10 protein-coding genes are annotated in these 12,886 nt (G+C 47.1%); 6 read left to right on the top strand and 4 right to left on the bottom strand.

Features of this window, described 5'->3' with window-relative positions; all coding sequences use genetic code 11:
- Positions 1-38: 38 nt before the first annotated feature.
- On the bottom strand, positions 39-2,258 hold the full coding sequence (locus CWE13_RS11340) for a transglycosylase SLT domain-containing protein (RefSeq protein WP_126808737.1): 2,220 nt from the start codon (positions 2,256-2,258) through the stop codon (positions 39-41).
- Between the two features lie 281 nt (positions 2,259-2,539).
- Here CWE13_RS11340 and fadB point away from each other — a divergent pair, with 281 nt between their 5' ends.
- The 3 genes from fadB to tusA all read left to right on the top strand — a co-directional run bounded on the left by fadB (position 2,540) and on the right by tusA (position 6,265).
- Positions 2,540-4,681, top strand: a complete 2,142-nt coding sequence (gene fadB / locus CWE13_RS11335; protein WP_126808735.1) for a fatty acid oxidation complex subunit alpha FadB — start codon at positions 2,540-2,542, stop codon at positions 4,679-4,681.
- 18 nt (positions 4,682-4,699) lie between these two features.
- Positions 4,700-5,863 (top strand): acetyl-CoA C-acyltransferase FadA, encoded by a 1,164-nt coding sequence (gene fadA / locus CWE13_RS11330; RefSeq protein WP_126808733.1) that lies wholly within the window; start codon positions 4,700-4,702, stop codon positions 5,861-5,863.
- A gap of 159 nt (positions 5,864-6,022) precedes the next feature.
- Positions 6,023-6,265 (top strand): sulfurtransferase TusA, encoded by a 243-nt coding sequence (gene tusA, locus CWE13_RS11325; RefSeq protein WP_198677954.1) that lies wholly within the window; start codon positions 6,023-6,025, stop codon positions 6,263-6,265.
- A 71-nt stretch (positions 6,266-6,336) separates the two neighbouring features.
- On the opposite strand, the gene CWE13_RS11320 is transcribed toward tusA, so the two are convergent.
- Positions 6,337-6,819 carry a GNAT family N-acetyltransferase gene (locus CWE13_RS11320; RefSeq protein WP_126808729.1) on the bottom strand — a complete coding sequence of 161 codons (483 nt, stop codon included), beginning with the start codon at positions 6,817-6,819 and terminating at the stop codon, positions 6,337-6,339.
- 124 nt (positions 6,820-6,943) lie between these two features.
- Here CWE13_RS11320 and CWE13_RS11315 point away from each other — a divergent pair, with 124 nt between their 5' ends.
- A complete protein-coding gene (locus CWE13_RS11315) occupies positions 6,944-7,675 on the top strand; it encodes a helix-turn-helix domain-containing protein (protein ID WP_126808727.1) in 732 nt (243 codons plus the stop codon).
- On the opposite strand, the gene CWE13_RS11310 is transcribed toward CWE13_RS11315, so the two are convergent.
- Complete coding sequence (locus tag CWE13_RS11310) at positions 7,592-8,941, bottom strand: alpha/beta fold hydrolase (RefSeq protein WP_126808725.1); 1,350 nt, start codon at positions 8,939-8,941, stop codon at positions 7,592-7,594. The genes CWE13_RS11315 and CWE13_RS11310 overlap by 84 nt on opposite strands.
- Before the next feature lie 109 nt (positions 8,942-9,050).
- A complete protein-coding gene (locus CWE13_RS11305) occupies positions 9,051-9,641 on the bottom strand; it encodes a DNA-3-methyladenine glycosylase I (protein ID WP_126808723.1) in 591 nt (196 codons plus the stop codon).
- A 106-nt stretch (positions 9,642-9,747) separates the two neighbouring features.
- Here CWE13_RS11305 and glyQ point away from each other — a divergent pair, with 106 nt between their 5' ends.
- Positions 9,748-10,698 carry a glycine--tRNA ligase subunit alpha gene (gene glyQ / locus CWE13_RS11300; protein WP_126808721.1) on the top strand — a complete coding sequence of 317 codons (951 nt, stop codon included), beginning with the start codon at positions 9,748-9,750 and terminating at the stop codon, positions 10,696-10,698.
- Position 10,699: 1 nt separating this feature from the next.
- A complete protein-coding gene (gene glyS / locus CWE13_RS11295; RefSeq protein ID WP_126808719.1) occupies positions 10,700-12,769 on the top strand; it encodes a glycine--tRNA ligase subunit beta in 2,070 nt (689 codons plus the stop codon).
- The last annotated feature ends 117 nt before the right edge of the window (positions 12,770-12,886 follow it).

The following is a 12,886-nucleotide window of genomic DNA, read 5'->3' as shown; positions in this document are numbered from 1 at the left end:
TTCTTCGGCTGAGATTATTATTGGTTTAGGTGTTCGCTTTAGCCGCCGGAAGTAATCTGCATGCGCACTAAAGGCTGTAATACATTAGCATTATTTCCCAGCAACATCGCATAAATTTGCTGGTATGCCAGCACCGCCTTTACATAATCGCGCGTTTCCTGATACGGAATCAACTCGATCCATAAATCCGCAGGCATTGCCGTTTCTGGTATCCATTCGCGAACGCGATTACTCCCGGCATTATATGCAGCTGTGGCTAGAAGCCAATTACCATCAAAACGATGATGTAATTCAGCAAGATACTGGGTTCCCATTCTCACGTTATCTTCTGGGTCATCAAGACGAAACCTGCCACCACGGCTAGTAGTGAGGCTTGGGCTACGCCGATTAATATACTCAGCCGTGGCTGGCATCACTTGCATTAAACCGCGCGCACCCACCGGAGAAACCGCATCGGGTTGAAACGAGCTTTCGCGGCGAGCAATCGCAAATGCCCATGCTGGGTCAATATCAACAATATCTGATTGCGCTTGCAACAACGCTGCGTACGCTAACGGGAATCGGCGCGCAACGTCATTTACTGCGGGCGTTCCCGCAAGGCCGAAGATAGCCTGATCGTGCCAGCCCCACTCGGAGGCCAATACAGCAATCAACACCTGTTCGTCTTCTGAAGCGCGTGCGCGAAGCATATTCCATTCGCGCCGCGCATCGAGTAGTCGGCCATGGTGTAAAAGCTCGCGCGCTCGCAATGCCTCCGGCCTACGGCTAATATCGCGCAATTTATCAACCACCAACGTGGTGCTTTGATGCTGCAAATTAGCCGGTAACGACATTCGCGCACTGGCCATAAAGCCATAATAATTTCGAGTTTGTGATGCTTTCACCAGCAGCTCGGTTGAATCTTCCAGCATCCCCATCTCAGCCAAAGCTCTTCCCCGCCAATATAACCACTGTGGTTCTTGCTGCGCAGCCGATGGCAAAGCCAAGATGAATTCGTTAATCACATCAAAGCGTTGTTGTTCCAGCAAACTCGCCAAGTACCACTGTTGTACCGAACTCGACATCGCCGCAATTGGCAGGCGCTGGAACCATTCTATCGCTTCAGGCTCACCCCGTAAGGCTAAGGTAACTGCGATATCCGCATTCATTTGTTCCGTTTCGGCAGCGCTAAATGAAAGCGTAGTTTGATAGTGTTCCCAAGCACTAATAGTGCCCCAGTGATCATCCCACCGCAGGCGCGATAACGCAGAAAGCACCATATTTTGGGTAACTTCATTTTTAGCCGTAAACTCATGATAGCGCTGAACAACTCTGGGGTTGGCTTGAACTCGGCGCTGCAAACTCAATAGATCTTGCTGTTCTTTCGAAATAAACCGACTAAGGTAGCGCACCAGTGAGTTTTGCCGAGCATTGAGCGCTAATTGAATCCGTTGCCACACTACCTCTTCGGTTCGATAACCCGCATCTGCCCAGATACTAAATAAACTATCGCACGCAGACGGCAAACTTTCGCCATGCGTCCAAAACGCAGTAACATCCTGCCAAAACGAGTTTTGCTCACTGGCGCTAAGAGATTCCAAGCTGCGATAGCGGTAGCGTAACGCTTGGCATTGGAGCAGCAGAGAAGATTGCGGTTCATAATCGCGCAAGAACCGTTCCGCATCATTATTTCGCCGCAAGAAATGTAGCCAATCGGTTCGTAAAGAGCGAGCAATCGGTAGCCCACTGTGCTCATTAAGAAACTCACTAATCACCGATTCATTCGCCATGCGAATGTTTTTTTCCAGTAGCGCACCTTCCAAGTATGGGAAAAGCGGATAATCCCGAATTTCTAACATAGCCTCTTGTGCGTTAGTGTACTCTCGGCGGTTTATCATCCCTTCTATTTCTAAGAATGCCTCGCGTTGCGCTTCAAGCTTCGCATCGATCAAAATACCCCAAGGCTTAATCAGTAATTGAAAACCCGATTCCATATCTGAGTTGCCAACATTCTGAGTTCGCGCATCCTGTTTTTCAAGTAACCCCAGCAACGCTGATACCGGCCCAGTGCTTGGTCCGTTGAGATCCAAGCGCTCTGCTTCTTTCTCCGAGTGTTCTTGTGCTTGCCGTTCTAATTGAATATCCCAAAGCAAAGTATCGTCCACGGCCATACTATTGTCGTGAGCCGAAACTGTATTCATTGCAAAAGCAGCTACTACAAGCCCAGTGAAAACTGCACCGTTCTTCCGTATTTTCTCAATAAAGCTAGTGTTTACCATTACTTCCTAATTTACTCGCAGGTTACTTTCAAACGGGTGTTTAATTTTCTTTGCGGTTGTGGGATGATTAGTCGCGAATTTTTTACCATACTCTTGTGTACGTTCATTGTAACCATCACTCATGCAATATTTACGTTGAATAGTTTATATACGGTTAAAATTTTTGTTTGGAACGAAACCATACTAATTTTGCCAAACGAACTACACAAGAATTGTAGCACGCAAGCAACAACTTGAGTGTTAGTAGGGATTTACTCTGCTCACTAGTCGGGAGACCAAAGATGATCTACAAAGGTGATAACCTTCACGTTGATTTTATCGAACCAGGCATTGCCGAAATTACTTTCGATGCTCCGGGTTCGGTCAACAAGTTTGATGAAAAAACACTAACAGAATTTAGCGAAGCGCTGGATTCTCTCTCCGGTAATAGCGATTTGCGTGGTGTTTTAGTGCGTAGCGCAAAGCCAACCTTCATTGTTGGTGCCGACATCACCGAATTTCTGACCCTTTTTGCCGATTTGGAAAAAACTAAAACGTGGGTTCACAAAGCATCTCGTGTTTTCGATAAGCTCGAAGATTTGCCAGTACCAAGCGTAGCTGCGGTAAATGGCTTTGCACTGGGTGGTGGCTGTGAAGCCATTTTGGCATGTGATTACCGTATTGCTGATGAAACTGCGGTTATCGGCCTGCCAGAAGTGAAACTTGGATTAATTCCAGGGTTTGGCGGTACCGTGCGTTTACCACGGGTTATCGGCCCTGATAACGCACTAGAAGCTATTACCACCGGAATGAACCACAAGCCTGAGAAGGCGCTTGCGGTAGGTTTAGTTGATGCAGTAACGAGCAGTGATCACCTAAAAGAAGGTGCATTGAGCATGTTGCGCGATGCCATCGCCGGTGAACTTGATTGGCAAGCAAAGCGCCAGCCTAAACTTGAAGCATTAAAAGCCAATGATACTGAAAAATTAATGTCGTTCAGCACTGCGAAAGGCATGATTTGGGCGAAAGCAGGTAAACATTACCCTTCTCCACATGCTGCACTCGAAGTTGTAGAGCGTGGCGCGGGTGAAGGCCGTGAAGCTGCTTTGAACATTGAAAACGAGCTGTTCGTTAAGTTAACGCAAACCGATGCGGCGCGTGCACAAGTTGGTATCTTCCTAGCTGATCAACTCGTTAAAGGTAAGAGCAAGAAAGTAGCAAAATCAGCTACCAAGAAGATCAGCCGCGCCGGTGTTTTAGGTGCGGGCATTATGGGTGGTGGTATTGCTTACCAATCAGCCTCACGCGGCGTTCCAGTAGTGATGAAAGATATCCGCCGGGATGCGCTCGATTTGGGCTTGAACGAAGCCTCGAAAATTCTCGGTAAGGCGTTAGAACGCGGCAAGATTAGCCAAAAAATTGTAGCGAAAACGCTTACCTCAATCACGCCTACATTAAACAACAGCGAATTAGCTGATGTCGATATTATCGTAGAAGCGGTTGTTGAGAATCCAAAAATTAAAGCTTCGGTGCTTGCTGAAGTAGAAAAAGTAGTGGCCAAAGATGCGATTATCACATCGAACACTTCTACCATTTCTATCGATAAGCTCGCTGAAAGCTTAGAAGATCCAAGCCGCTTCTGTGGCATGCACTTCTTTAACCCAGTGCACAAGATGCCGTTGGTAGAAATCATTCGTGGTAAGCACACTTCTGATGAAACTATTGCCGCCGTAACGGCCTACGCGTTGCAAATGGGCAAAACCGCGATTGTGGTAAACGATTGCCCGGGCTTCTTAGTTAACCGCGTATTGTTCCCCTACTTTGCCGGCTTCAGTAAGTTGCTCGACGACGATATCGATTTCACCGGTATCGATAAAGTAATGGAGAAAGAGTTTGGCTGGCCAATGGGCCCCGCGTATCTATGTGATGTTGTAGGTATGGACACAGCCGATCACGCTACCAACGTGATGGCTGAAGGCTTCCCAACGCGCATGGCGCGCGATGATAACGGCGCTATTGCGAAGTTAGCAGCGGCAGAACGTTATGGTCAGAAAAACGGGAAAGGCTTCTACGAGTACAGTGTAGATAAGCGTGGGCGTCCACAGAAAGTGGTAAACCCAGACGTTTACGACATCATTGGCAAGAAATCGGCCAGCGCAGAGAAAGACGAAATTATTGCGCGGTGTATGATTCCTATGGTGAACGAAATGATTCGCTGTGTAGAAGAAGGCATTGTCGATTCTGCAGAAGAAGCCGATATCGCCTTAATCTACGGCTTAGGCTTCCCTCCATTCCGTGGTGGCGCGTTCCGTTATTTAGAAACACTAGGTTTAGAAAAATTTGTTGAGTTAGCCGATAAGTACGCAGATCTCGGTGAAATTTATCAAGTAACTGATGGTTTACGCGAGAAAGCGAAAACCGGCGGCACTTATTTTAAAAGCTAACCACGAACGGAGAATGTTATGAAAGACGTCGTTATTGTAGATGCAATTCGTACCCCAATGGGCCGTTCAAAAGGCGGTGCATTCCGCAATGTGCGGGCTGAAGATTTATCAGCAGAATTGATGAAAGGTTTATTAGCACGCAACCCAAATGTTGATCCAAACGAATTGGAAGATATTTACTGGGGCTGTGTACAACAAACTCTAGAGCAAGGCTTCAACGTAGCGCGCAACAGCGCCCTGCTTGCTGGCATTCCACATCAGGTAGGTGCGGTTACCGTAAACCGCTTGTGTGGCTCTTCTATGCAGGCTATTCACGATGCAACGCGTGCCATTCAAACTGGTAATGGTGATATCTTTATCGCTGGTGGTGTTGAGCACATGGGCCACGTGCCCATGATGCACGGCGTTGATTTCCACCCAGGCTTGAATATGTCGGTAGCCAAAGCGGCCGGCTCTATGGGCTTAACCGCTGAGCTTTTAGGTAAGAAGTTTGGCATTACTCGTGAACAACAAGATGCCTTCGGTGCGCGTTCACATCGCTTATCGCATGAAGCCACTATAAACGGTGAATTTGATAATGAGATTTTAGCGATCAATGGCCATGATGAGCACGGCGTATTGAAGCGCTTTAAGCACGATGAAGTAATTCGCCCAGAAACAACGGAAGAAGCCCTTGCTGGTTTACGCCCGGTGTTTGATCCGGCAAATGGTACGGTAACAGCTGGTACTTCGTCTGCCATTTCAGATGGTGCTGCGGCAACCTTGATTATGTCGGCCGAGCGTGCAAAACAGCTGGGGTTAACTCCACGTGTTCGCATTCGCTCCATGGCGATTGCCGGCTGCGATCCTTCTATCATGGGTTACGGCCCAGTTCCTGCTACCGAAAAAGCGCTTAAGCGTGCTGGCTTGAGCTTAGGCGATATTGACTTGTTTGAGCTGAACGAAGCCTTTGCTGCACAAGCACTATCGGTTATGCGTGGCTTGAAGATGGAAGATAAAATGGATACCCACGTGAACTTGCACGGTGGTGCCATTGCACTTGGCCACCCACTTGGCTGTTCTGGTGCGCGTATCAGCACAACCCTGATTAACCTAATGGAACAAAAAGATGCAACGCTTGGTTTAGCGACCATGTGTATCGGCTTGGGCCAAGGTATCGCTACTATCTATGAGCGTGTTTAACGCGTAAATAGCTAGCTGAAAATCTGTATATCGATAAACGATACACATAATAAAAATCCCGCCATGCTTTTTGCCCTGGCGGGATTTTTTTATGGATTGCTTACGCCTATACTACCCATATTGTTTTTCGTTTCAGGCTTTGAATTGTAGGGGTAGATCATGGCGCCGTTTAGTAACGCTGATTATCAGTTGGATACGCAAGGCTTACGTTGCCCGGAACCTGTGATGTTAATTCGCGGCAAGATTCGGCAAATGGAAAACGGTGAAACGCTTCTCGTTTTAGCCGACGACCCAGCAACTACTCGCGACATACCATCGTTCTGCCGTTTTATGGATCATCAATTGTTAGCGCAACAAATTGATGAAATGCCCTACCGTTACCTAATTCAAAAAGGTTTGTGATCCTATGTTCCACGTGGAACAAATAGTGGCCGGTTGAACCGGCTCGAACCTTAGTGAGAGCTTGATTTAAATTAGAGCTTAAACTCCCAGAATTCAGCTTGGCCCATTCCAGGATCAAGCTGATACGGTTTAAAACCAAATTTTAAATATGCTAAGCGAGCTGGTTCGTTGCCGCTAAGTACCTCTAGGGTTAACTTCACGCAACCTCGCTGCTTTGCCTTTTCAGCTGCTGCAGCAATAAGCTTCTGGCCTATATTCTGGCCCCGGTAACCGTCACGAACTGCAATGTCATGCAAGTTACATACTGGCTTCGCAGCAAAGGTTGAAAAACCCTCAACACAATTGATTAAACCCACCGCACCATCTGTTTCATGCCACGCAATAAAGCTATACACGGTGTGCCGTGCTGCCATTTCAGAAATAAGCGTCGCTTTAGTGGCTGCTGGAAGTGCTTCACCACCCCCCATCGGGTCTTGAGCATAATGATCCAACAGCTCAATTAATGCGGCCGCGTGTTCCGAGTTTTCATAGTTAACTGCTTCTATTCGTAACATTTCTTATATATTCCCTATTATTCATCTTCTTATGCCACAATGCATAAAGAAGAATACCCTCACCGCAATCGAATTCCGGCTATATAGCCGATGCGGATAATATTAATAATATGAGGATAACAAAATGACTCTCGGAGAACGACTAAAACAACGGCGGAATGAGCTTGATTTAAGCCAACCAGCCTTGGCTGAGCGAATGGGTATTGAGCAATCATTTCTTTCCAAGCTTGAAAATGATCGTTCATTGCCTAGTAACGATACCTTTCGTGGCTGGATAGCAGCACTTAATCTCAGTTTGGCAGAAACCCTTGAACCGCTGGAGATGAGTTATATTCACAGTAAACTTCGACCTATCGCCGATATAGAGCAATATGTTAGCAAGAATTCCGCACGGCAATTGAAAGAACGTCAACGGCTCTTCCGTGTTTCTGCTATTGCGTTAGCATTAGCATTCCCACTTTTCTATTCCGGCTTTACCGCAAACGTGTTCCCGGAACACCGGTATGAATATATGTCGTACGGCACTATAAATTTCGATGAATCAAAAGATATCTACCGAAATTGGCGAACAAGTTCCGTTTCTATGACCCGCGACGAAGCCAATGCATTAAGTGAACAAATGACGCGCCGTCTGCAAGAACAGTATATTCTTACCTTTGAAAACCGCGGTTCTCAATACTCAGAAGAAATTGAAGGTAGCGACGGCGCGCTTTACCGCACTTGGTACCTTCAGCCAAGCCAAGCGCCCACAGTACATAGACCGATCAACGGCCTACTGCAAGGCTTCGGCCTCGCCTTCGCTGTGTTTGGGATACTCGGGCTCTGGCGCGAACGTAAGCTCTACGTGCGAAGATAGCCATTGCTGTAACGGTGTTCGCAACGGGTGCAAGAGCATAAACATCCCGAAATGCGGGAGGTGCGGCACAGTGATTAGCTGAGCCTCCTTATTTTCAAGGCTCTCAAAGGTAACTAAGAAATCGGTGTAATCGGGAAACGGAAAAAACTCATCACGCTCTTCGTCTTTCAGCGCTAAACCCGCCCGAAGGCCTTCATAATCAACCACGTCATCAGCGCTTGATGCCGCAATTACCATTGGGCTCGAAGCCGCTTCTAAACGCGGGTGAAGCTTGAGGTATTCTTCATTCTCTATCCCATTGGCAATCACACGATCTAACGCCGTTGAGAATCTATCTTCCGATACAAACCAACGCACCCGCCAATCATTCTCTCTGGAAGTTTGGTAAACCGTTGATGCTTGCTCACGGAAATTATTCATAGGCGCAACTAACATTAAGGCTTCAGGCTCTACGCCAACCGCTAGAAGTTCCTGCTCTATCTCAAGCGCCGAAATCGCACCCATCGAAAAACCAAAGAGCACAATCGGCCTATCTGGATATTTTGTTGCTAACATATTCGATACCAGAGGCGGGTAATTTAAACCGAACTGCATCGGTGGATACTCATTTGGCCCGGGCAAAATAATCGGGTGAAGACCCATGGAGCGAAACCAATCAGCCCACGGCGTAACCATGTGCGGTGCTTCTAAGCCATAACCTGGAGCCATTACAACAATGGGTGCATCGCTATTTAATTCAGGAAATGTAAATTCTATGGTTTCGCTGAGGGATGGCCGTTTGGTTTTCTCGGCGCTAGAGGCCGCAGCTTCTTCGCTGTTTTCAGAATCTTGAGCATGATCCCCACTCTCTGAATCTTTATTTTCGCTTGTGTTCGTAAAGGAGAATGTTTTGCGCGACATTGTAGTTACTTCATCATCATGGATAGTGAGAAATTCCGCAAAATCGTAATAGATGAAGCAAGAATCGGAATCTAAGGTGGTGTGTTGCTTGCCACTATGGTCAGCGCCATTACTTGAAATCTCATCATCTTCAACACAATAACGAAAACGATTCGGAGCATAATCCTTATGTAAGTCACCTATTCCTGTAACTACAGGGCCAGTATTGAGAATGCGTTTCTCAACGGCTGCCGTGCAACCGGCAAGTAGAGCTACAACAGCGAGCCCTAGTAATACCTTAAGGCCTGCTCTCTTTGCTGGAGAAGAGAGGTTCTTTTCCGCGTTTTTATAATGTGATGTGCTTTGATTAAATGCATACCTTTCCATAATGAACTTTCCCTATTCAATTCTTGTTGTTCTCTAATCCTATTCTATTTCTTTTGGGCATCCTACACACTTTGTTAATATTCTCCCATCCAATGTTCCACATGGAACATTAATCCGGATTTCTAAAATCACAATCAACCAAATGGTCGTTAACCATCCCAACCGCCTGCATAAATGCATACACAATCGTGGGGCCAACAAAATTAAAGCCGGCCTTCTTTAACGCCTTCGACATCGCTTCTGATTCAGCGGTGCTGGTGGGAATATCACCCATATCTTTTGGGTAATTAATCTGTGGCTCACCACCCACAAATCCCCAAAGAAAATCACTGAACTCAATTCCTTGTTGTTTGAGTTTCATGTAGCCATCCGCATTGCGAAAAATTGATTGGATTTTTAATCGGTTTCGAACAATGGCGGTGTTATGCATTTGCGTTTCGATAAACGCATCGCGTTCGACTCCTTGAATAGCCGAGAGCGATTCCGGGCATAAATCCAAGAATGCCGCTTCATAACCAGCTTGTTTACGCAAAATGGTGATCCAACTTAAGCCCGCTTGTTGTCCATCAAGGCATAGCTTGGCAAATAGTTCTTGGCTGCTATATACAGGCCTGCCCCACACTTTATCGTGATATTCTTGGTAATCTTCAGCATCTCCACACCATGGGCAGCGATTTATTTGCGATTTGCTTCGAACCATAGCGTTTCTCCCTGTAAATTGGTGGTTTGCTCAGGGTATAATCACACAAACCCACGTCGCTAGAAATAGAGTTAGCGTACATTCGGCCGAATTAAGTGGAAATCCCATGGAAAAATTTGATGTAAAAACGTTTCAAGGCCTGATTCTTGCCTTGCAAGATTATTGGGCCCAACAGGGCTGCGCTATCGTGCAGCCGCTTGATATGGAAGTTGGTGCTGGAACCTTCCACCCAATGACATTTTTGCGTTCGCTCGGACCTGAGCCTGCGAGCTTTGCCTATGTGCAACCGTGCCGCCGCCCAACGGATGGCCGCTACGGTGAAAACCCAAATCGCTTGCAACATTATTATCAGTTCCAAGTGATCATGAAACCTTCGCCTTCAGATATTCAAGAACTCTACTTGGGCTCGTTAAAACTATTGGGCTTTGATCCTCTGGTTCATGATATTCGCTTTGTAGAAGATAACTGGGAATCACCAACACTGGGTGCTTGGGGTTTAGGCTGGGAAGTGTGGCTCAACGGAATGGAAGTAACCCAGTTCACGTATTTCCAGCAAGTGGGCGGCATTGAATGCAAGCCAGTTGCCGGTGAAATCACTTACGGCCTCGAGCGCTTAGCCATGTACATTCAAGGCGTGGATAGCATTTACGATCTGGTATGGACTACCGGCCCGCGCGGTACCATATACTATCGCGATGTATTTCATCAAAACGAAGTTGAGCAATCTACTTACAATTTCCAATATGCCGATGTTCAGGTTCTATTTAGCCGCTTCGATTCGTGTGAAAAAGAGTGCGAGCTGCTAATTGAAAATGGATTGGCCTTACCTGCTTATGAACAAGTAATGCGCGCATCACACGCATTCAACTTGTTAGATGCTCGCCAGGCGATATCGGTAACAGAACGCCAGCGCTATATACTACGCGTACGCACCATGGCCAAAGCGTGTGCCGAAGTTTACTACGCCACTCGCGCAGAACTGGGCTTCCCACTGGCTGAACCAGAGCTTGCCAAAGCGGCCCTTGCACAATACCAAAGCAGCAAAAAAGGAGCATAGCATGCATCAGAAAAACGATTTACTGATCGAGCTTGGCACCGAAGAGCTGCCGCCGAAATCATTGAAGAGTTTGAGTGAAAGTTTTACCAACAGCATTGTTAGCCAATTGGATGAAGCCCGTTTAACCTTTGCTACCGTACGTTCGTTTGCGTCTCCGCGTCGCCTCGCCGTGCTGGTGAGTGATGTTGAAACGGCTCAAGCCGATGAGATTGTGGAAAAGCGTGGGCCTGCTGTTGCAGCTGCGTTTGATGCCGAAGGAAACGCTACAAAAGCAGCACAAGGCTGGGCTCGCGGTATGGGCATTACGGTAGACCAAGCCGATCGTCTAAAAACCGACAAGGGCGAGTGGCTTATGTACAAAGCTACTGTGCCGGGAAAGCAGCTCAGCGAACTTGTGCAGGGTATGCTGGAAGTCGCCACGAAGCAACTTCCTATTCCGAAAACAATGCGCTGGGGATCAGGTGACCATCACTTTATTCGTCCTCTGCATCGCCTTACCGTTTTACTCGGTAACGATGTTATACCGGCAAGCCTATTTGGTGTCGCCAGTAGCAATAAGGTGACCGGGCATCGTTTTCATCATGCCGACGATTTAACCGTTAATCACGCCAATGAGTATGCTGAAACCTTACGAAAAGGTTGGGTGATAGCTGATTTCGCGGAGCGCCGAGAAACAATTCAACAGGCCGTTGTTGAGCTTGCTGCAGCTGAAAATGGCATTCCTGTTTGGGACGAAGATCTGATTGATGAAGTGGCTTCATTGGTTGAATACCCGGTTGCGTTGGTGGCGGGCTTTAGCGAAGCGTTTTTATCAGTTCCAAAAGAAGCACTTATTTACACGATGAAGGATGATCAGCGCTATTTCCCGCTTATCGATAGCAACGGTAACTTACTTCCGCGCTTTATTTTCATCACGAATATTCAAAGCAAAGATCCAGCGCAAGTGGTTTCCGGGAACGAGAAGGTGATTCGCCCTCGCCTTGCTGATGCTCAGTTCTTCTTTGATACTGATAAGAAAATTAAGTTGGCGGATCGCCTAGCGAAACTCGATTCTGTTTTGTTCCAAAAAGAGCTTGGTAGTGTAGGCGATAAGGCTCGACGTATCGAAGCAAACGCTGGCTCTATCGCTGATGCCTTAGGTGCGGATTCAAAAGCAGCTGCTCGCGCCGGGTTACTGGCTAAAGCCGATTTAGTTTCCGGAATGGTTATGGAATTCCCTGAAGTTCAGGGCGTAATGGGAATGCATTACGCGCGGAACGACGGTGAATCTGAAGTTACCGCACAAGCAATTGAGGCTCATTATCGGCCGCGCTTTGCCGGTGATGAACTCCCCAGTTCACCCGAAGGTTGTGCAGTGGCCTTGGCTGATAAGCTCGATACGTTAGTAGGTATATTCGGAATTGGCCAAACACCAAAAGGCGACCGTGACCCATTCGGTTTGCGGCGTGCCGCTATCGGTATGATTCGTATCTTAGTTGAGAAGAAACTCGCGCTCGATTTAGTAAGTTTAGTGGATATCGCAGTTAAGAGTTACGGTTCGATAATTAAAAATCCGGATGAAGTAAATGAGCAAGTTGTTGATTTCCTCCTCGGTCGTTTTCGCGCCTGGTATCAAGAACAAAACATAAGTGTTGATGTTATTCAGGCCGTGTTAGCTCGCCGCCCTACTGTTGCGCTCGATTTTGATAACCGCGTAAAAGCAGTGGCCGAGTTCCGGGCAAACCCGCAAGCTGAAGCATTGGCCGCCGCGAATAAGCGTGTGAGTAATATTCTTGCAAAAGCCGAAGGGGATATTGGCCCAGTAGATAAAACATTACTCGCCGAAGATGCCGAAATAGCGCTCTACGCCGCTTTAACTGATATCCGTGATACGGTTAGCTCGGCAGCAACAAACGGCGATTACAGTGCTGCGTTGAGCGCTCTAGCAACACTTCGAGAGCCGGTTGATACATTCTTTGATTCTGTGATGGTAAATGCCGATGACATGAAGGTGCGTAACAACCGTTTGGCACTATTAAACGCGTTACGTAACGAATTCTTAAAGGTTGCCGATATTTCATTGTTACAGTAAACGAAAGCTCAAGAGCCACAAGCTATAAAGTGCAGTTAGTTATTTCGCTAACTGCACTTTTTTTATATCCTCTAATCCCGAGAGTGACGTACAAATTCCAAAGTGCTCACTAAAACC

The organism is Aliidiomarina shirensis (assembly GCF_003987345.1).
GTDB classification, from domain to species: Bacteria; Pseudomonadota; Gammaproteobacteria; order Enterobacterales; family Alteromonadaceae; genus Aliidiomarina; species Aliidiomarina shirensis.
This window is presented reverse-complemented; position numbering and strand designations above follow the sequence as displayed.